A 20,531-nucleotide genomic window follows, 5' to 3' on the forward strand; every position below is an offset into this window, starting at 1 on the left:
TCTAGTTGGGGGCGCTTAACCGAAGAAGCTCTGGCCGTTTTTGGCCATTTCGCGCAGCTTCGCGGTCGGGTGGTACAGCGCGCCCAAATCAGCGTACTGGTCAGCCAGGGCAACGAACTCGGCAACACCGATCGAATCGATGTAGCGCAGCGCACCGCCACGGAATGGAGGGAAACCGATACCGTAGACCAGACCCATGTCGGCTTCGGCGGCGGTTTCAACGATGCCGTCTTCCAGGCAACGCACGGTTTCCAGGCACAGCGGGATCATCATCCAGTTGATGATGTCTTCGTCAGTGACTTCGCGCTGCTCGTAAACGATCGGCTTGAGCACTTCCAGCACCGATGGATCGGCAACCTTCTTCTGCTTGCCTTTCTTGTCGGCTTCGTAGGCGTAGAAGCCCTTGCCGTTCTTCTGACCCAGGCGCTTGGCTTCGTACAGCACGTCGATGGCCGAACGACGGTCATCCTTCATGCGGTCCGGGAAACCTTCAGCCATCACGTCACGACCGTGGTGACCGGTGTCGATGCCGACCACGTCCATCAGGTATGCCGGGCCCATTGGCCAGCCGAATTTTTCCATGACCTTGTCGATGCGGACGAAGTCGACACCGGCGCTGACCAGCTTGGCGAAGCCGCCGAAGTACGGGAACAGTACGCGGTTGACCAGGAAGCCCGGGCAGTCATTGACCACGATCGGGTTCTTGCCCATTTTCTTGGCGTAGGCAACGGTGGTGGCAACGGCCAGTTCGCTGGACTTCTCACCACGGATCACTTCCACCAGCGGCATCATGTGCACCGGGTTGAAGAAGTGCATGCCGACGAAGTTTTCCGGACGCTTGAGGGCCTTGGCCAGCAGGCTGATGGAAATGGTCGAGGTGTTGGACGCGAGGATGGTGTCCTCTTTGACCTGAGCTTCAACTTCGGCCAGTACAGCTTGCTTGACCTTCGGGTTCTCGACGACCGCTTCAACCACCAGATCGACGTGACCGAAGTCGCCGTAGGACAGGGTCGGACGAATGCCGTTCAGCACTTCAGCCATTTTCGCAGCGGTCATGCGACCTTTATCAACGCGGCCAACCAGCAGTTTGGCGGCTTCGGCCAGACCCTGCTCGATACCGTGCTCGTTGATGTCCTTCATCAGGATCGGCGTGCCTTTGGAGGCCGACTGATAGGCGATACCGCCACCCATGATGCCGGCGCCGAGTACGGCAGCCTGCTTCACGTCTTTGGCGATTTCGTCGTAGGCCTTGGCCTTTTTCTTCAGTTCCTGATCGTTCAGGAACAGACCGATCAAGCTCTGCGCGGCAGAGGTCTTGGCCAGTTTGACGAAACCGGCGGCTTCGACTTCCAGCGCCTTGTCACGACCGAAGTTCGCGGCTTTCTGGATGGTCTTGATCGCTTCGACCGGCGCCGGGTAGTTCGGGCCTGCTTGACCGGCGACGAAACCTTTGGCGGTTTCGAAAGCCATCATTTGTTCGATGGCGTTCAACTTGAGTTTTTCAAGTTTCGGCTGACGCTTGGCCTTGAAGTCGAACTCGCCGGAGATGGCGCGCTTGATCAGTTCAAGGGCAGCTTCCTGCAGCTTCTCTGGAGCAACCACGGCGTCAACGGCGCTGACTTTCAGGGCGTCTTCAGGGCGGTTTTCCTTGCCGGCGGCAATCCACTCGATGGCATTGTCGACACCGATCAGACGCGGCAGACGCACAGTGCCACCGAAGCCTGGGTAGATGCCCAGTTTGACTTCCGGCAGACCAATCTTGGCTTTGGTCGACATGACGCGATAGTCAGCCGCCAGGCACATTTCCAGACCGCCGCCCAGCGCGATGCCGTTGATGGCCGCTACGGTAGGAACGTTGAGGTCTTCGAAATCGCTGAAGATCTTGTTGGCTTCGAGATTGCCAGCAACCAGCTCGGCATCCGGCAGCTTGAAGTTGTCGACAAATTCGGTGATGTCGGCGCCGACGATGAACACGTCCTTGCCACTGCTGACGATCACGCCCTTGATCGAAGCATCTGCCTTGATGGTGTCTACGGCCTGACGCAGTTCGTTCAGGGTTAGACGGTTGAACTTGTTGACGGACTCACCCTTGAGGTCGAATTTCAATTCGACGATGCCACTTTCAAGAGCTTTAACCGTGATGGCTTTACCTTCGTAAATCATCAACTGATCTCCACGATATGGAAGCTGAACAGTACACGTCGGACGCAGGCGAATGGCTCGGCAGGACGCTTTTTCGTCGATGCTAACGCCAATCCACCCGGCACACCCGCCAACGCGATAGTCGGGATTCTGTAGGAGCAGTCTGTAAGACAAACGCTCAATTCATACGCCCGTTTGATTTGGGTACGTCACCTTCACGGAATTTCCGACAATTGTCAATCGCCCAAAATACGGGTTCAAATGCGACTTTGCGGTCATTTCCGTACCACGCAGACGTGCAACACACGCCTGCATGTGAAGCCATTCATAGAATCAATAGTTAGAAAATTCGCCCTAATTCACAACGAACCCTGTTTAAAAGGCTACGCTGGCTGGACTACAGTGAGATGTGCTGATCAGAGATTGCCCGATACAGCCTCGAAAAGAATTTCCGGCCTGCCTGGCCAAACCCGCCCGACGAATCATGTCGGGCTTTTTATTGCTCGTCTGCCGGACGCTTCACACCGTTGCAGTGCGAAAATTCCGCGCATCACGCCAGCGCTTTCAGAGTCGCGTCGATATCCTGCAAGACCGTGGCTTCGCCCTTCTCGCCCCAATACAAGGCGATCATCTGCTTGTCGGCCTCGACTTTGAAAACGTTGCCCGGCAACTTTTCGAAATGATTAAGCAGCGCCCGGTCTTCGCAGACTTCCTGCCACTGATTGACCCACACCCCCGGCGCTTTCTGCCAGTAAGCCCAGCATGCCGGTTGATTGCCACGGCGCGGCCGATGGTATTGCGCGCACGGATTGGGCGGCTCCTGCCCCAGCCAGTGCGGCCATTCCTGAGGCGCCAGTTGCATGGCCAGACCAATGCGGCGCGCCTCCATGCGCAGGGCCATGCGACCGCTTTGAACACGCGAAGGGCGCAACCAGGCCAGCGGACTTAATACCACCAGCAGGATTGACACCACTAACCAGACCGTCATATCTCTATTCCCAATTCTTGGTGAGCGCATTGTGTCACTTTGGAACCAATGCGCTTGAAACCAGCCATACTTAACAATATTGAAACCTCACGAGGAGCACCTCATGCCCTACTCCCATATCCTGGTCGCCGTAGATCTGACCGAAGAGTGCGACCCTGTGATTCACCGCGCCCGAGAGCTGTCGGCGAGCAACGGCGCCAAGCTGTCGCTGGTACATATCGTCGAACCAATGGCGATGGCGTTCGGCGGCGACGTGCCGATGGATCTGTCACAACTGCAACAACAGCAGTTCGATCAGGCCAAGGAGCGTCTCGAGCGTCTGAAAACCAAATACGCAGAGCTTGAGGGCGCCAATTGCCACCTGACCTATGGTCAGCCACGCCAGGAAATCCATCATTTCGCCAAGGAAAACCATTGCGACCTGATCGTCGTCGGCAGCCATGGCCGTCACGGCCTGGCGCTGTTGCTTGGCTCCACGGCCAATGACGTACTGCACGGCGCGCCTTGCGATGTACTGGCGGTGCACCTGGTCAAACGCTGAAACACCAGGCCCACGCCTATTGAATCTCGATCCGCATGTGAAAAGCCCGGCCTCACGCAAATGAGGCCGGGCTTTTTTGTCACCGGATCAGTCAGGCATCCAGCTCGGCCCAACGCTCCACCAGTGCATCCAGCTCAGCCTGCAACTGCTCCAGCGAAGCAATTACCTTGGCCGTCTCGGTCGGCGGGCGCTGATAGAAACCAGCTTCGGCCATTTCAGCCTCGACCGCAGCGATCTGCTGTTCCTTGGCGTCGATGTCACCCGGCAACGCTTCCAGCTCGCGCTGCAGCTTGTAGCTCAGTTTCTTCTTGGCCGCCGGCGCGACAGCGGCAGGCTCAGCAACCACAGCAGGCTCAGCGGTGACCACCGCCGAATTCAGGTCAGCCTTGCCCGACTTGCTCTCGGTCACGCCCAGCAGGCGCGGCGAGCCGCCCTGACGGATCCAGTCCTGATAACCACCGACGTATTCACGTACCTTGCCTTCACCTTCGAAGACCAGGGTGCTGGTCACCACGTTGTCGAGGAATGCCCGGTCGTGGCTGACCATCAGCACGGTGCCGTTGAAGGTCAGCAGCACTTCTTCGAGCAGTTCGAGGGTTTCCACGTCGAGGTCGTTGGTCGGTTCGTCGAGCACCAGCAGGTTCGCCGGCTTGCTGAACAGCTTCGCCAACAGCAAGCGCGCACGCTCACCACCGGACAGTGCCTTCACCGGCGTGCGCGCACGCTGCGGGCTGAACAGGAAGTCGCCGAGGTAGCTCAGCACGTGGCGGCTCTGGCCGTCGATGTCGATGAAATCGCGACCTTCGGCGACGTTGTCGATCACGGTCTTTTCCAGATCCAGCTGATGGCGCAACTGGTCGAAGTAGGCCACGTCGATCCGGGTGCCCTCTTCCACTGTGCCGCTGGTCGGTTGCAGGCCGTTTAGCATCAGCTTGAGCAAGGTGGTCTTGCCGGTACCGTTGGCGCCGAGCAGACCGATACGGTCGCCGCGCTGCAGGACCATCGAGAAGTCCTTGATCAGGAACGGGCCGTCAGGGTGATGGAAGCTGACATTTTCCAACACCATCACTTGCTTGCCGGACTTGTCGGCGGTTTCCAGCTGAATGTTCGCCTTGCCGGTGCGCTCGCGACGCTCGCTGCGCTCAACACGCAGGGCTTTCAGGGCGCGGACACGGCCTTCGTTACGGGTACGACGGGCCTTGATGCCTTGACGGATCCACACTTCTTCCTGGGCCAGACGCTTGTCGAACAGCGCGTTGGCGGTTTCTTCAGCAGCCAGCGCGGCTTCTTTATGCACCAGGAAGCTGGCGTAGTCGCCGTTCCAGTCGATCAGGCCGCCGCGGTCCAGCTCGAGGATGCGTGTGGCGAGGTTTTGCAGGAAAGAACGGTCGTGCGTGATGAACAGCACGGCGCCCTGGAAATCCTTCAGGGCTTCTTCGAGCCAGGCAATTGCACCGATGTCCAGGTGGTTGGTGGGTTCGTCGAGCAACAGCAGATCCGGCTCGGACACCAGCGCCTGCGCCAGCAGCACACGACGACGCCAGCCGCCGGACAATTCGGCGAGGGTCTTGTCGGCCGGCAGTTGCAGGCGGCTCAGGGTGCTGTCGACCAGGGTCTGCAAGCGCCAGCCGTCACGAGCTTCGAGGTCGTGCTGGACGTGCATCAGCTTGTCCAGATCGGCATCGGTGACGATGTTCTGGCTCAGGTGATGGTATTCGGCGAGCAAGGCGCCAACGCCATCGAGGCCTTCGGCAACCACGTCGAACACGGTCCGCTCGTCGGCCACCGGCAATTCTTGTGGCAATTCGCCGATTTTCAGACCGGGGGCACGCCACACCGAGCCGTCATCGGGCTTCTGGTCGCCCTTGACCAGTTTCATCATGCTGGACTTGCCAGTGCCGTTGCGGCCGATGATGCACACCCGCTCACCACGGGCGATCTGCCAGGACACCTTGTCCAACAACGGCATCGCGCCGAATGCAAGGGACACATCGCTGAATTTGAGCAGGGTCATGAGCTTCTCCAAAAACCGGGCGCGCATTCTACCTGACTTAGGACTTCAACAGGCCGGCAATTTGTCTGTCGAAGCACTCTGCACAACATTTGTTGCGAACTTGTGCTGCATGGGTCGCAAAGCTTTCGCCCGTTGCTGGCAAAAGGCTAAGCTACAGACAATTCAGTGCTGGCCGCGGCCGGTGCTTGTCATGATTTCTCTGCCCGGATGTCTCATGCGCAGTCGCCTTTTCAGTGTCTTGTCCTGTTTGCTACTTACCGCCGCTGCCGCTCAATCCGCCCAGGCGGTGGACCTGTCCACCCAACGCCAGTATTACGATGAAGCCAAGCGCGCCCTGGCCAAGGGCGACACCGGCCCGTACTTCCGTTACAGCCAGGCCCTGGCCGATTATCCGCTGGAACCGTATCTGGCTTACGACGAGTTGACCGCCCGTCTGAAGACCGCGAGCAACGCCGAGATCGAGAAATTCCTCGCCGAGCACGGCGACCTGCCGCAGGCCAACTGGATGAAACTGCGCTGGTTGCGCTGGCTGGCCGACCGCGGCGACTGGGCGACCTTCACCAGGTATTACGACCCTAAACTGAACTTTACCGAACTGGACTGCCTCAACGCGCAGAACCAGATCAGCAGCGGCCACAAGGCCGAAGGTTACGCCAACGCCGACAAACTGTGGCTGACCGGCAAATCGCAACCGGCGGCCTGTGTCGGGCTGTTCGGGATCTGGGCCGCCGATGGCCAACTGACCGAACAGAAACGCTGGGAGCGCACCAAACTGGCCGCCCAGGCGCGTAACTATCCGTTGGCCAACAGTCTGGTCAACGGCCTGACCACCCTCGCCCCACGCGGTCGCTTGTTGGTGGATGTCGCGCAGAAGCCCGAACTGCTCAACCAGCCGTCGCGCTTCACCCCGGCCGACGAGCCGATGTCCGACGTGGTCAGCCTCGGCCTGCGTCGCCTCGCCCGTCAGGATCCGGACAAGGCCATGGCCCTGCTCGATGGTTACGCCAGCAGCATGCACTTCTCCCGTGACGAGAAAGTCGCGATCGCCCGGGAAATCGGCCTGACGCTGGCTCGGCGTTTCGACAGCCGGGCGCTGGACGTGATGACCAAGTACGACCCGGAGCTGCGCGACAACACCGTTTCCGAATGGCGCCTGCGCCTGCTGCTGCGTCTGGCCCGCTGGGACGACGCCTATCAGTTGACCCGCCGTCTGCCGCAGGATCTGGCCACCACCAACCGCTGGCGCTATTGGCAGGCCCGCAGTCTGGAACTGGCGCAGCCACGGAACCCGGAAGCGCAGACGCTGTACAAGAATCTGGCCAAGGAACGCGACTTCTACGGTTTCCTCGCCGCCGACCGCTCGCAACTGCCGTACTCGGTGATGAACAAGCCGCTGGTACTGAGCCAGGCGACCATCAACAAAGTGCGTAACACCCCCGGCGTGCGACGCGCCTTGGAATTCCATGCCCGCGGGCAGATCGTCGACGGTCGCCGTGAGTGGTACCACGTCAGCCGCCATTTCAACCGCGACGAAATGGTCGCCCAGGCCAAACTGGCCTACGACCTGAAATGGTACTTCCCGGCAATCCGCACCATCAGTCAGGCGCAATACTGGGATGATCTCGATATCCGTTTCCCGATGGCGCACCGTGACACCCTCGTGCGCGAAGCCAAGGTGCGCGGCCTGCATTCCAGTTGGGTGTTCGCCATCACCCGTCAGGAAAGCGCGTTCATGGACGACGCCCGCTCCGGCGTCGGCGCCAGCGGCCTGATGCAACTGATGCCCGGCACCGCCAAGGAAACCGCGCGCAAGTTCAGCATCCCGCTGGCCTCGCCGCAGCAAGTGCTTGACCCGGACAAGAACATCCAGCTCGGCGCCGCTTATCTGAGCCAGGTGCACAGCCAGTTCAACGGCAACCGCGTCCTCGCCTCCGCCGCCTACAACGCAGGCCCGGGCCGCGTTCGCCAATGGCTGCGCGGCGCCGACCACCTGAGCTTCGACGTCTGGGTGGAAAGCATCCCGTTCGACGAAACCCGCCAGTATGTGCAGAACGTGCTGTCTTATTCGGTGATCTACGGCCAGAAGCTCAACTCGCCGCAGCCGCTGGTGGATTGGCATGAGCGGTATTTCGATGACCAATGATCTGTAGACGCTGCCGCAGGCGGTGATCTTTTGCTGCAAAAAAATGCCCGCACTTGGATGCGGGCATTTTTTTGCAGCAAAATCAAAAGATCGCCGCCTGCGACAACGTCTACACGGCGATCGCGTGGCCGTCGTTGAACTGCAACGCGGCCAACCGCGCGTACAGCGGATTACTGACGATCAGCTCCTGATGGGTGCCGATTGCCACCAGTTTTCCCTGGTCCATCACCGCGATCCGGTCAGCATTTTTCACGGTAGCCAGACGATGCGCGATCACCAGCGTGGTGCGGTTGTGCATCAGGCTTGGCAGCGCTTCCTGAATCAGGTGTTCGCTTTGCGCATCGAGGGCGCTGGTGGCTTCGTCCAGCAGCAGGATCGGCGCATCGACCAGCAACGCCCGAGCGATCGCCAGACGCTGACGCTGGCCGCCAGAGAGGCCGAGGCCAGCGTCGCCCAAATGCGTCTGATAACCCTGCGGCATCTTTTCGATGAAATCATGGGCGTGGGCGATTTTCGCCGCTTCCTTGACCTGTTCCAGCGTCGCGCCCGGGCAACCGTAACGGATGTTGTCTTCGACGCTGCCGAAAAACAGCGCAGGCGATTGCGAGACCAGGGCGAAATTGCGGCGCAGGTCCAATGGGTCAAGGCTGGTGAGCGGCACGCCGTCGATCAGGATCCGCCCTTCAATCGGGTCGTAGAAGCGCAACAGCAAATCGTAAACCGTGGACTTGCCGGCGCCGGACGGCCCGACTAGCGCCAGAGTCTCGCCAGCGCGAATAGTCAGATTCAAGCCGTTGACGGCGTAGCTTTCCGGACGCGACGGGTAGGAAAAACGCACATCCTGCAATTGCAGTTCGCCCTTGACTCGTTCCGGCAAGGTCACCAGTCCAGTGGTCGGGGGCTGGATGATGTTCTGCGAACTTAACAGTTCGGCGATACGCTCGGCAGCACCCGCCGCACGTTGCAGTTCACCGATGACTTCGCTCAAGGTGCCGATCGCACTGCCGACGATCAGGCTGTAGAAGACGAACGCCGCCAGTTCGCCACCGGTGATACGCCCGGCAATTACGTCCATGCCGCCCACCCACAACATCACCGCCACCGCGCCCAGCACCAGCACGATCACCACGGTGATCATCCATGAACGCTGAAAGATGCGTTTACGCGCGGTGTCGAACGCGTCCTCGACGGTTGTCGCGAAACGCTGCTCATCCTGCACCTGATGGTTGTAGGCCTGCACGGTCTTGATCTGGCCGAGGGTTTCGGAAACGTAGCTGCCGATATCGGCGACGCGGTCCTGGCTCAGCCGCGAGAGATTGCGTACACGCCGGCCGAAAATCAGGATCGGTGCGACCACGAACGGCAAGGCAATCACCACGATGCTGGTGAGCTTTGCATTGGTCACGAACAGCAACACGACGCCGCCGATAACCATCAGCAGGTTACGCAGGAACATCGACAGCGAGGAGCCGATCACCGACTGCAGCAGTGTGGTGTCGGCAGTCAGGCGTGACTGGATCTCCGAACTGCGGTTGTTCTCATAAAAGCCGGGGTGCAGATAGACCAGGTGGTTGAACACTTCACGCCGGATATCCGCCACACAGCGCTCGCCAATCCACGACACCCAGTAAAACCGCGCGAACGTGCCGACTGCCAGGCCCAGTACCATCAACATGAAAATGCCGATGCTCTGGTTCAACTGGTGCGGCGACTGGGTCATGAAGCCCCGATCGACCAGCAATTTGATCCCCTGCCCCATCGACAACGTGACAGCGGCGGTGACGATCAACGCCAGCAGCGCACCGATGACCTGCCAACGGTAGGGGGCCAGGAATCGGCTGGTCAGGCGCAGGGCGCGACGGTGCCGGGAAGAAAGCTTCGGGGTCATTCAGGTACACATCCGTGTTGATGAAAGGGGCTAGCCTAAACCTTCTATGGGGTGGAACTCTGTAAATCACAATGAGTCAGGTTAAATATGCCCCCAAAGACTAGGCCATAGTTGCTATCGGTCTAAAGTGCCGGTTGAGACGAGCGGTCATTTCTGTTTGAGTGGAGATGCCGCTTTTGACAGTCCCCAGGGAGTTGTCACAGCCTGGTCACGTGGCGGTTTTAATCTACGCGCACAACCTGATGAGGAGACAGGCCATGTCCTTGCAACACAGCAGCGATGACAAGATTCAAGTGATCCGCACCAAGCCCGGCCAACCTCTTGGTTGCTCCATCATTGACAAGGAGGGGCGTGAAGTACCGATCACTGAAGACATGATCCAGGACGCCTGCCGCGAACTGGAGAAGCGATTGGTCAAGCCTGCCGAACAAAAGTGATATAGCCAGCGTCTTCCGACCCGGCCCCTTTCTGGCCGGGTTTTTTCTGCCCGCAAATTGCCAATTGTGGTGCGACCATCGCGGGCAGGGCCGCGCCCACAAGTCCAGTGGCTAGTTCAAGTCTTGAGTAACACAGAGAACCTGGGAGAGCTGGCTTGCCCGTGATAGAGCCGATTTGATCGCTAGACAGCCACCGCCCCAAGCGCTGCCACAATCTGCTGCAACACTGGCGAATCCCCCTCGATCCGCACCTTCAGCCCCTCAATCTCACGTCGCACCGGATACTGCTTGCGCAACACATCAAAGGCCGCACGCTGCTCAGCGCCATTGCCTACAAGGCTGCGGCGGAAATCCGCATCATCCCGGCGCGGGTCGTACACGCCACGGCACAACATCGCCAGCGCCCAGGCCGGATCGCTGTCGGCGTGCAGGGTGACTTGCGACAGCCACGGCGCCGGCAGCAAGTCACTGAGCTGGATGCTCGCCGGTTGGCCAATGAAATTGCAGTAGGCCTGATAGATCTGCGCCGTCCCGCGCTGTTTGCCATCAAGGCTGTAACCGGCAATGTGCGGCGTGGCCAGTACGCAGAGTTCGGCCAGCGCGACATCGACCTCGGGTTCGGCCTCCCAGACATCGAGCGCCGCTTGCAGGTCTTCACGCTCCAGCAGCACTTTACGCAACGCAGCGTTATCGACCACCGGACCGCGCGCAGCATTGATCAGCCAGGCTCCGGGTTTAAGCTGATGCAATCGCGCCTGATCGAGCAGGTGCCAGGTCGCGCCGTCACCGCTGCGGGTCAACGGGGTATGCAGACTGATCACGTCACACTGCTCAAGGATCTGCTCCAGGCTGACGTAATCGCCACCCTCGGCCGCCTGCCGTGGTGGATCGCAGACTTTCACGTTCCAGCCCAGACCTTTGAGCACTTTGATCAGCCGACCACCGACCTCGCCGGCACCGACCACGCCATAGGTGCGTTGCGTCAGATCGACGCCTTCGATTTCGGCGAGCGTCATCAGAGTGCCGAGCACGTAATCGACCACCCCCCGAGCGTTGCAACCCGGCGCGCTGGACCAGGTGATCCCCGCTTCGGCGAAATAATCGAGGTCCAGGTGATCGGTGCCGATGGTGCACGTGCCCACAAAGCGCACCCGGCTGCCTTCCAGCAACGCCCGGTTGACCTGGGTCACCGAGCGCACCAGCAGCACGTCGGCCTGCTCGACCGTCGCACGGTCGATGGAACGGCCTGGCACCCGGCGGATCTCGCCGAAACCGGCAAAAAAGGCATCGAGCAGCGGGATATTTTCGTCGGCAACAATCAGCATGGCGGGCTCCTTTGGCGGATCGGCAGTTTAGGTGCAGATCCACCGTTGGGCCAGTGCAGACTGCATCGTGGCGAGGGCGCTTGCTCGCGCCAGACTGCGCAGCGGGCGGAAAGTCTGCCCTCGGGTTTTCCCTGAGCTACCGCGCTGGATAGTCTCGGGGGCGCTTCGTCCCCAGCGGGAGCAGGCGCCCTCGCCATAGTTGACGGGTCTGTTGATTACAAATCTGCAACAGAGGATTTTTCCTGACCAAGGTGTCAGCGGCGTAGAATGCGGCGCCTTGCGCATCAACACCTTTGGACGCTTCGCCTGTGAATTCCGTAACTGACCAACCTGTCGCTGTCTCCCTCACCCGCCCCGCGCGTATCCGCCTGGAGTTCAAGACCCTGCTCGCCCTGGCGCTGCCGATCATCATCGCGCAGCTGGCGACCACGGCCATGGGCTTCGTCGATGCAGTCATGGCCGGCCGCGTCGGACCACGGGATCTGGCGGCGGTGGCACTGGGCAACTCGATCTGGGTCCCGGTGTTTCTGCTGATGACTGGCACCCTGCTGGCCACCACCCCCAAGGTTGCCCAACGGTTCGGCGCCGGCACCCACCGCGAAATCGGCCCGATCGTCCGTCAGGCATTGTGGCTGGCGCTGGTGGTCGGCCTGATCGCGACGTCGATGCTGGTCGCCGCCGAGCCGGTGTTGCACCTGATGAAGGTCGATCCGGAATTGATCGGCCCGTGCATGCAGTACCTGCACGGTATCGCCAGCGGTCTGCCAGCGGTTGCGATCTATCACGTGCTGCGCTGCACAAGTGACGGTATCGGCCGCACCCGTCCGGCGATGGTGCTGGGCCTGTGCGGTCTGGCACTGAACATTCCGCTGAACTACATCTTCATCTATGGCCACTTCGGCGTGCCGGCCATGGGCGGCGTCGGCTGCGGTTGGGCCACGGCAATCGTGATGTGGGTCATGGCGCTGGGTCTGGCCGGTTACGAGCGCTGGGCCCCGGCCTATCGTTCGAGCGAGATCTTCAGCCGCTTCGACTGGCCACAATGGGCAGTGATCAAGCGTCTGCTGGCGGTCGGTCTGCCGATCGGCATCGCGGTGTTTGCCGAGTCGAGCATCTTCGCCGTGATCGCGCTGTTGATCGGCAGCCTCGGCGCCACTGTGGTGGCCGGGCATCAGATTGCGCTGAACGTCAGCTCGCTGGTGTTCATGATTCCGTATTCCCTCGGCATGGCGGTGACCGTCCGCGTCGGCCAGGCACTCGGTCGTGAAGAGCCTCGGGAAGCACGTTTCGCCGCCGGCGTCGGCATGGGCACCGCGCTGGCGTACGCCTGTCTGTCGGCGAGCATGATGCTGTTGTTGCGCGAGCCGATTGCGGCGATCTACACCGCTGATCCGACCGTGATTCATATCGCGGCGATGCTGATCGTGTACTCGGCGCTGTTCCAGTTTTCCGACGCGATTCAGGTCACTGCCGCCGGCGCCCTGCGCGGTTATCAGGACACGCGGGTGACGATGATCCTGACCTTGTTCGCCTACTGGGGTATCGGTTTGCCGGTGGGTTACGCCCTCGGTTTGACCGACTGGCTCGGCGCGCCACGGGGCCCGAGTGGTTTGTGGCAGGGTTTGATCGTCGGTTTGAGCTGTGCGGCACTGATGTTGTCGATCCGTCTGACCCGCAGTGCGCGCAAGCGTATCCGGATCAGTCGTTCGCTGGGCTGAGTCTTCTCTTTACAGCGGAACAAAAAATGTGGGAGCCAGCCTGCTGGTTCCCACAGTTGTTTGTGCGCTGCCTTGGTTTCAGGCGTGTTTCTTGCGGATCCAGTACAGATAGGTACCGGACTCTTCGTGCTGCTCGACCAGCTCGTGGTCGAGAAACACGCAGAACTTGGGAATGTCGCGCTTGGTCGAGGGATCGGTGGCGATCACCTTGAGCAGGCCGCCGGGCACCAGATCGCGAATGTGCTGGTGCAGCATCATCACCGGCTCCGGGCAATTGAGGCCGGTGGCGTCGAGGGTGCCGTCGACCGGGGTATCGATCATTTCACTCATGATTCACTCCTGAAACTGGCCGGCATTGTCGCGCATTGCCGAGCGTGTGGCGAGGGAGCTTGCTCCCGCTCGGCGGCGTAGCCGTCGTAAAACCTTTTTGCCCGGTGCGCCGGAACTAACATGGATGCTGAATTCAGGGCCGCCTCGCAGCCCTGCGGGAGCAAGTCACTCGCCATAACGGCCAGTTACATATTTCAGCGGGATTTGGCTTTCTTGATGTCGTGACGGCGCAGGTGGCACGTCACTTCTTCGCGGTCGTGATACAGCTGTTTGCAGCCGATATCGACCTTGATCCCACGGGCCTTGAAACCATCGGCGATGCGCTCGAGCAAACGTTTCACTTCAGCATAACGCTGCTTCATCGGCAGTTTCAGATTGACCACCGCCTCGCGGCAATGGCCCTCGCCAATCCACTCTTCGAGCATCGCCGCGTTACGCGCCGGCTTCTCGACGATGTCGCAGACCATCCAGTCCACCGGTTGCTTGGGCTTGAAGGTGAAACCATCGGCCATCAGGTGCTGAACCAGGCCAGTGTCCATCAGGCTTTCAGCCATCGGACCGTTATCAATGGCGGTCACCAGCATGCCGCGGTTGACCAGTTGCCAGGTCCAGCCGCCCGGCGCGGCGCCGAGATCCACACCGGTCATGTCACTGTGCAAGCGATCTTCCCACTGATCCCGCGGAATGAAGTGGTGCCAGGCCTCTTCCAGTTTCAACGTCGAACGGCTGGGCGCTTCTCGGGGAAACTTCAGGCGTGGAATACCCATTGGCCACATCGCCGAGTTACCCGCATCAGCCATGCCGAGGAACACTTCGCGGCCACTCTTGAAGGTCAGCAACAGACGCGGCTTGCTGGCGTCCTCCACCAGTTTGCCGGCAGCAGTCAATGCCTTGCGCAGCGGACCTTCGAATTTCTTGCAGAAGTTCGACAGCTCCTTGCCATCGTTGGTGTCGACGACTTCCAGCCACAGGCTACCGAATACCGGAAAATCGGCCATGTGCGCGAGGATCACGCTGATGCGGTCGTTTTCCGGCAGATCAATGAAAAGCCCGCGCGCCCACTGGCGTGGGAAAATCAACTCGGCAAAACGCTGACCGCGCATCAGGCGCTCGGCGCCGTCTTCTTCGGTGCAGACGAACTCGGCGTACGCAGTGGCCGCTTTGGCCTTGGCGTAACCGGCCACGTTGAGCTGGGCGGCGAGGTCGGAAATTTCCGAACAGACTTCGCCTTCGAAGCCTGGCCGGCAATGCATGAATAGGGTGTTCATTCTTACTCCTGGGCAGAGGGCGGACATTCGGCCCCTGCGCGCTGCTCAAGCCTTGCGATGAAGCAAAGCCTGTCACGAAAACCGGCGCATGATAGCCGAGTTCGGAACCTTGGACTTATTGATAGAGTCCAGTTATTAGCCAGCTACTGAAAACAGGGCTACGTTGATAGCTCTGCCCGTCCCCTCCGTCCGTAGCCGTGCGGACTCAAAGGAGTGATCGTAATGCCGTCCCTCGATAGTCTGAAGACCCTCAAAACCCTGCAGATCGACCAAAAGACCTACCACTATTTCAGTCTGCCGGATGCCGCGAAAAGCCTGGGCAATATCGACCAGTTGCCGATGTCGCTGAAAGTCCTGCTGGAAAACCTGCTGCGCTGGGAAGATGAAAAAACCGTCACCGGCGCCGACCTCAAGGCGATTGCCGCTTGGCTCAAGGAGCGCCGCTCCGACCGCGAGATCCAGTACCGCCCGGCCCGCGTATTGATGCAAGACTTTACCGGCGTACCCGCCGTAGTCGACCTCGCCGCGATGCGTGCGGCGATGGCCAAGGCCGGCGGCGATCCGCAGCGGATCAACCCGCTGTCGCCGGTGGACCTGGTGATCGACCACTCGGTGATGGTCGACAAATTCGGCAGCGCCAGCGCGTTTGAACAGAATGTCGACATCGAAATGCAGCGTAACGGCGAACGTTATGCGTTCCTGCGCTGGGGTCAAAGCGCCTTCGACAACTTCAGCGTGGTGCCGCCGGGTACCGGGATCTGTCATCAGGTCAACCTCGAATACCTCGGGCGCACGGTGTGGACCAAGGATGAGGACGGGCGCACCTACGCATTCCCCGACACCTTGGTCGGCACCGACTCCCACACCACCATGATCAATGGCCTCGGCGTGCTCGGCTGGGGCGTCGGCGGCATCGAGGCGGAAGCGGCGATGCTCGGGCAGCCGGTGTCGATGCTGATTCCGGAAGTCATCGGTTTCAAACTCACCGGCAAGCTCAAGGAAGGCATCACCGCCACCGACCTGGTGCTGACCGTCACGCAGATGCTGCGCAAAAAAGGCGTGGTCGGCAAATTCGTCGAGTTCTACGGTGACGGCCTCGCCGACCTGCCGCTGGCGGATCGCGCGACCATCGCTAACATGGCCCCGGAATACGGCGCCACCTGCGGCTTCTTCCCGGTCGATGATGTGACCCTGGAATACCTGCGCCTGTCGGGTCGTCCGCCTGAAGTGGTGAAACTGGTCGAGGCCTACACCAAGGCCCAGGGCCTGTGGCGCCTGCCCGGTCAGGAACCGGTGTTCACCGACAGCCTGGCGCTGGACATGGGCAGCGTCGAAGCCAGCCTGGCCGGGCCGAAACGCCCGCAGGACCGGGTCTCGTTGCCGAATGTCGCACAAGCCTTCAGTGATTTCATGGACCTGCAATTCAAACCCACCAGCAAGGAAGAAGGTCGCCTGGAAAGCGAAGGTGGTGGTGGCGTGGCCGTGGGCAACGCCGATCTGGTCGGCGAAACCGAGTACGAATACGAAGGCCACACCTATCGCCTGAAGAACGGCGCGGTGGTGATCGCCGCGATCACCTCCTGCACCAACACCTCCAACCCGAGCGTAATGATGGCGGCCGGTCTACTGGCGAAAAAAGCCGTAGAGAAGGGCCTGACGCGCAAGCCGTGGGTGAAGAGTTCGCTGGCGCCCGGCTCGAAAGTGGTCACCGACTACTACAAGGCCGCCGGGCTGACGCAATACCTCGATCAACTCGGGTTCTCGCTGGTCGGCTACGGCTGCACCACGTGCATCGGCAACTCCGGACCGCTGCCGGAGCCGATCGAGAAAGCTATCCAGAAAGCCGATCTCACCGTGGCGTCGGTGCTGTCCGGCAACCGCAACTTCGAAGGCCGGGTGCATCCGCTGGTCAAGACCAACTGGCTGGCGTCGCCGCCGCTGGTGGTCGCTTACGCACTGGCCGGCAGCGTGCGCACCGACATCAGCAGCGAGCCACTGGGCAACGATCAGCAAGGCAATCCGGTGTACCTGCGTGACATCTGGCCGAGCAGCCAGGAAATCGCCGCTGCGGTAAATCAGGTCAACACCGCAATGTTCCACAAGGAATACGCCGAAGTGTTTGCCGGTGATGAACAGTGGCAAGCAATCGAAGTGCCGCAAGCGGCGACCTATGTCTGGCAGGACGATTCGACGTACATCCAGCATCCGCCATTTTTCGACGATATTGGCGGGCCGTTGCCGGAGATCAGCGATGTCAAAGCGGCGAAGGTGCTGGCATTGCTCGGCGATTCAGTGACCACCGACCACATCTCCCCTGCCGGTAACATCAAGGCCGACAGTCCGGCCGGGCGTTATCTGCGCGAAAAAGGTGTGGAACCACGGGACTTCAACTCCTACGGTTCACGCCGTGGCAACCATGAAGTGATGATGCGCGGCACCTTCGCCAACATCCGCATCCGCAACGAAATGCTCGGCGGCGAAGAAGGTGGCAACACCCTCTACATCCCGAGTGGCGAGAAGATGGCGATCTATGACGCCGCCATGCGTTATCAGGCCGACGGCACGCCACTGGTAGTGATTGCCGGTCAGGAATACGGCACCGGCTCCAGCCGCGACTGGGCGGCCAAAGGCACTAATCTGCTGGGCGTCAAAGCGGTAATCGCCGAAAGCTTCGAGCGCATCCATCGTTCCAACCTGGTGGGCATGGGCGTGTTACCGCTGCAGTTCAAGCTCGATCAGAACCGCAAGAGCCTCAATCTCACTGGCAAGGAAACCTTCGAGATTCAGGGCCTGACCGGCGTCGAGCTGACACCGCGGATGAATTTGCCGCTGGTGATCACCCGTGAAGACGGGCGTCAGGAGAAGATCGAGGTGTTGTGCCGGATCGATACCTTGAACGAGGTTGAATACTTTAAATCGGGCGGGATCCTGCATTACGTCCTGCGCCAACTGATCGCCTCATAACGCGCGCCCTCTGTAGAAACGGCCGAAGGCTGCGATCTTTAGATTTGGTTTTAAGATCAAGATCAAAAGATTGCAGCCTTCGGCAACTCTTACAGGGGGTTTACTTTTCCATGGACGAAAAAAAACCCGCCGAAGCGGGTTTTTCCCAAGACCATTATCGACTCCCTGTCGGCAGCGATCCTTGCAAATGGTCGATCATCCATGATCCTGAAACACTCCCTGTGTCTCAGTTGATGGGTGTAGATTACGCTCTGGATCCAATCGGCAATAGTCGTAAAAGCTACCAGTGCGTGTAAGACATTCGCTATAGACCCCCTTCCGAAAACCCTTAGCCCTGTCAGTCGTCGAGCATGGCAGCGGATATCTGCGCGACTTTCAGCGGCCGCGACGTTTGCGCCTGCTGGTCATTTTCGAAAAACCGCCAGTACCCAGCGTTTCAACCAGGGCTGGAAAACCTCAGCCGCCGTCACGCTCACGTGCCCGGGCGCTCTCGGCAAGAAACTGTTCGAGCCGGCTCAACTGCTCCTCCCAGCCACGGCTGTCCATGTAATAGGCCTCTTTCTGGCGGACATCGGGAATGTGCGCGAAGCCGGACTCTGACACCTTGAGCAACGTGCCGTTCTCGAAGTCTTCCAGTTCGAACCTGACCAGCGTGGTCGGCTCCTGGGAATAGTCGATCTTCGGATTCACGGCATACGGATGCCAGCGGAACGAGAACAACTGCTGCGGTTCGACCCGCTCGATCAGCACATTCCACAACACATGTTCATAACCCGGATACGTGACTTGCCCTTGCGTCCATTCGCCGGCAATGAACCGCCTGCCCTCCAGCGCCACCCCAAACCACTGGCCAAACGCCTCGGCATCGACCAAGGCACGCCAGACATGGGAACGTGGCGCCTTGAGAGTGATTTTGCGTTCGAAACTATTGGGTACTGGTTTCATACGTCACCTCCTGTTCTGAACACTAGGCTCGTATGACCACATGTCCAACCTGAAGTTGTATCAAACGGTCAACGGCCCGGGCTCGACCTTTGACCGTTGCGTCTAAACTCAGCGGTTATTCCGGCAGACATTGGAGCAGACCATGCAGTCTCCGCACTATGCCGCCCTCTGGGCATCACTGCTGACGCTGTCAGCCTGCATCAGTTCCGTAGACCACTGGAGCAAGCCTGGCGCGTCCCAGGCGACAGTGGAGCACGACAAAGCCGAGTGCCAGTATCAGGCCAAGTCGGCGACTGCCAGTTACAACAGCACGCCGTCGGACAAGAGCATGGAAGCGGCGGTCGGCGCCGGAGTGGGTGACGGAATTGTGGTGGCGGAGAAACAGATCGACCTGACCAATGACTGCATGCGCCTGCGCGGTTACAGCGGGAGTTGAGTCTGATCGCTACAATGCCGGTTATTCCCGTCATCTACAGTGAGCCCCCCCTATGTCCCCACGTTTTTTCCTGGCCCTGTCGCCCCTGGTGTTCACCCCCCTAGCCCACGCCGCCGTCGACTGCGCCAATGCCAGCGATCAGGCGACGATGAATCAGTGTGCCGGACAGGACTTCAAGGCAGCGGACAAAGAATTGAATGCGCTGTATCAGCAGATCACCGGGCGCTTGAAGGACAACCCGGAGGGCAAGAAGTTGTTGGTCAACGCGCAGCGGGCGTGGATCGGATTTCGCGATGCCGAGTGCAAGTTTTCATCGTCGGGTGTAACGGGCGGAAGTGTTTATCCCTGGGTTTACAGCAATTGCCTGACGGCGGTGACCAAGGTCCGGGTCGAGGCGCTGAAGCAGTATTTGAAGTGTGAGGAAGGGGATATGAGTTGCCCGGTACCAGGGGCCTGAGGTTGTAGTGGATTCGCTGGTGGCGGTTTTCAATCCAGTATTGAGTGAAGACCACCACGTTGCAGCGATGACAGCGACCAGCATAGATCCATGACACATCCTGAAACGCCTACTGCCAGCGCATGACTTAAGCACAGCCTCAGATCGCCGATAAATGACTTACAACCAACGATCAGGGAATGACGACATGGCGATCTCTTTAAACTCTGCATTTATTCAGCCTTCAGCCGCTGAACTGACCAAATCCGCACAACCGCTGAACATAAAGTCGCTCAGCGAAGACCTCCAGAAGACGGCGGTCAACCTCAATCCGGCGGCGGTTTATCATCCCAGTGATGACGCCCAGACTGTCAGCCCGACCCTCGAAGCGATCGACGTCTGGCTTGGCCGCCCCCAGGCTGCAGACTTCCCGAAAATCGCCGAACAGCATAGAAATGCCCACGAATCGCTGAAGCTGGCGTTCGAGGACTTCAAGTCGGCGTTGAGTGACACTTTTCCGGATCTGGCCAACAAGAAATTCGGCTTTACCGTTGAAACCGATGGCAGCCTCAAGGCGTTGAATTCCAATAGCGAGCTGAGCGCCTCAGACATGGAGCAATTGAACGCCCTGCTCAATGCCTCTGGCGCACTCAAAACCGCGGCGAACAGCTACCGCGACACCTCCATCGAACTGGTCGCGGCCGATGCCGGGTGGGGAGGCAGCCACTTGGGCAAGTACAACCTGACCAAAGAAAACTTCGCCAACACCATTGATCTGGCGGCCCTGTTTATACCCAAGGGCAAAGCGCCGAGCGCTGAAGCCATCGACGGCCTGTTCTCTCATCAGTTGTGGCGTAAAGGCGAACTGGGGACACCGGCGTCGGATGCCGCCATCGTCGCCGCACGCGAGGCCGCTATCAATGCCAAAAGAATCGACGAAAAAGTCTGATTGCCCC

16 protein-coding genes are annotated in these 20,531 nt (G+C 60.0%); 8 read left to right on the forward strand and 8 right to left on the reverse strand.

All coding sequences use genetic code 11. The features are described from left to right. Window positions 1–15 precede the first annotated feature (15 nt). Both fadB and ACXX9E_RS24400 read right to left on the reverse strand, forming a co-directional pair. The gene (gene fadB / locus ACXX9E_RS24395; protein WP_123451295.1) at window positions 16–2,163 is read right to left on the reverse strand and encodes a fatty acid oxidation complex subunit alpha FadB; all 2,148 of its coding nucleotides are present in this window, start codon (window positions 2,161–2,163) and stop codon (window positions 16–18) included. A 529-nt stretch (window positions 2,164–2,692) separates the two neighbouring features. Beyond that, window positions 2,693–3,130 (reverse strand): hypothetical protein, encoded by a 438-nt coding sequence (locus tag ACXX9E_RS24400; RefSeq protein ID WP_123461924.1) that lies wholly within the window; start codon window positions 3,128–3,130, stop codon window positions 2,693–2,695. 103 nt (window positions 3,131–3,233) lie between these two features. On the opposite strand from ACXX9E_RS24400, the gene ACXX9E_RS24405 reads away from it, so the two are divergent. Continuing rightward, window positions 3,234–3,671, forward strand: coding sequence for a universal stress protein (locus ACXX9E_RS24405; protein ID WP_123461922.1), 438 nt, complete (start codon window positions 3,234–3,236; stop codon window positions 3,669–3,671). Window positions 3,672–3,762: 91 nt separating this feature from the next. Here ACXX9E_RS24405 and ACXX9E_RS24410 read toward each other — a convergent pair whose 3' ends face one another. Beyond that, window positions 3,763–5,685: an ATP-binding cassette domain-containing protein gene (locus tag ACXX9E_RS24410; RefSeq protein WP_123461920.1), complete on the reverse strand. Its 1,923-nt coding sequence runs from the start codon at window positions 5,683–5,685 to the stop codon at window positions 3,763–3,765. Window positions 5,686–5,899: 214 nt separating this feature from the next. Between ACXX9E_RS24410 and ACXX9E_RS24415 the strand changes: the two genes are divergently transcribed. Next, complete coding sequence (locus ACXX9E_RS24415) at window positions 5,900–7,828, forward strand: transglycosylase SLT domain-containing protein (protein ID WP_458556338.1); 1,929 nt, start codon at window positions 5,900–5,902, stop codon at window positions 7,826–7,828. A gap of 109 nt (window positions 7,829–7,937) precedes the next feature. Here ACXX9E_RS24415 and ACXX9E_RS24420 read toward each other — a convergent pair whose 3' ends face one another. After that, on the reverse strand, window positions 7,938–9,716 hold the full coding sequence (locus tag ACXX9E_RS24420) for an ABC transporter transmembrane domain-containing protein (RefSeq protein WP_458556339.1): 1,779 nt from the start codon (window positions 9,714–9,716) through the stop codon (window positions 7,938–7,940). Between the two features lie 257 nt (window positions 9,717–9,973). Between ACXX9E_RS24420 and ACXX9E_RS24425 the strand changes: the two genes are divergently transcribed. Continuing rightward, the gene (locus ACXX9E_RS24425) at window positions 9,974–10,153 is read left to right on the forward strand and encodes a PA1571 family protein (RefSeq protein ID WP_123461915.1); all 180 of its coding nucleotides are present in this window, start codon (window positions 9,974–9,976) and stop codon (window positions 10,151–10,153) included. Window positions 10,154–10,335: 182 nt separating this feature from the next. Here ACXX9E_RS24425 and pdxB read toward each other — a convergent pair whose 3' ends face one another. Further along, window positions 10,336–11,478, reverse strand: coding sequence for a 4-phosphoerythronate dehydrogenase PdxB (gene pdxB, locus ACXX9E_RS24430; protein WP_186748439.1), 1,143 nt, complete (start codon window positions 11,476–11,478; stop codon window positions 10,336–10,338). 308 nt (window positions 11,479–11,786) lie between these two features. Here pdxB and ACXX9E_RS24435 point away from each other — a divergent pair, with 308 nt between their 5' ends. Continuing rightward, window positions 11,787–13,196, forward strand: coding sequence for an MATE family efflux transporter (locus tag ACXX9E_RS24435; protein WP_267805236.1), 1,410 nt, complete (start codon window positions 11,787–11,789; stop codon window positions 13,194–13,196). A gap of 78 nt (window positions 13,197–13,274) precedes the next feature. Here ACXX9E_RS24435 and tusA read toward each other — a convergent pair whose 3' ends face one another. Further along, complete coding sequence (gene tusA, locus ACXX9E_RS24440; protein ID WP_123461909.1) at window positions 13,275–13,526, reverse strand: sulfurtransferase TusA; 252 nt, start codon at window positions 13,524–13,526, stop codon at window positions 13,275–13,277. 194 nt (window positions 13,527–13,720) lie between these two features. After that, complete coding sequence (gene rlmM, locus ACXX9E_RS24445; RefSeq protein ID WP_123461907.1) at window positions 13,721–14,794, reverse strand: 23S rRNA (cytidine(2498)-2'-O)-methyltransferase RlmM; 1,074 nt, start codon at window positions 14,792–14,794, stop codon at window positions 13,721–13,723. A gap of 222 nt (window positions 14,795–15,016) precedes the next feature. On the opposite strand from rlmM, the gene acnA reads away from it, so the two are divergent. Beyond that, window positions 15,017–17,758, forward strand: coding sequence for an aconitate hydratase AcnA (gene acnA, locus ACXX9E_RS24450; RefSeq protein ID WP_123461905.1), 2,742 nt, complete (start codon window positions 15,017–15,019; stop codon window positions 17,756–17,758). Between the two features lie 456 nt (window positions 17,759–18,214). Here acnA and ACXX9E_RS24455 read toward each other — a convergent pair whose 3' ends face one another. Next, window positions 18,215–18,703 carry an SRPBCC family protein gene (locus ACXX9E_RS24455; RefSeq protein ID WP_123461903.1) on the reverse strand — a complete coding sequence of 163 codons (489 nt, stop codon included), beginning with the start codon at window positions 18,701–18,703 and terminating at the stop codon, window positions 18,215–18,217. A 142-nt stretch (window positions 18,704–18,845) separates the two neighbouring features. Here ACXX9E_RS24455 and ACXX9E_RS24460 point away from each other — a divergent pair, with 142 nt between their 5' ends. The 3 genes from ACXX9E_RS24460 (at window position 18,846) to ACXX9E_RS24470 (ending at window position 20,524) form a co-directional block, all read left to right on the forward strand. After that, complete coding sequence (locus tag ACXX9E_RS24460; RefSeq protein ID WP_458556340.1) at window positions 18,846–19,139, forward strand: hypothetical protein; 294 nt, start codon at window positions 18,846–18,848, stop codon at window positions 19,137–19,139. Between the two features lie 52 nt (window positions 19,140–19,191). Beyond that, window positions 19,192–19,596 carry a lysozyme inhibitor LprI family protein gene (locus ACXX9E_RS24465; protein WP_123461899.1) on the forward strand — a complete coding sequence of 135 codons (405 nt, stop codon included), beginning with the start codon at window positions 19,192–19,194 and terminating at the stop codon, window positions 19,594–19,596. Window positions 19,597–19,783: 187 nt separating this feature from the next. After that, window positions 19,784–20,524, forward strand: a complete 741-nt coding sequence (locus ACXX9E_RS24470) for a hypothetical protein (protein ID WP_222832395.1) — start codon at window positions 19,784–19,786, stop codon at window positions 20,522–20,524. Window positions 20,525–20,531: the final 7 nt, after the last annotated feature.

Source organism: Pseudomonas sp. GNP014, from assembly GCF_054344005.1.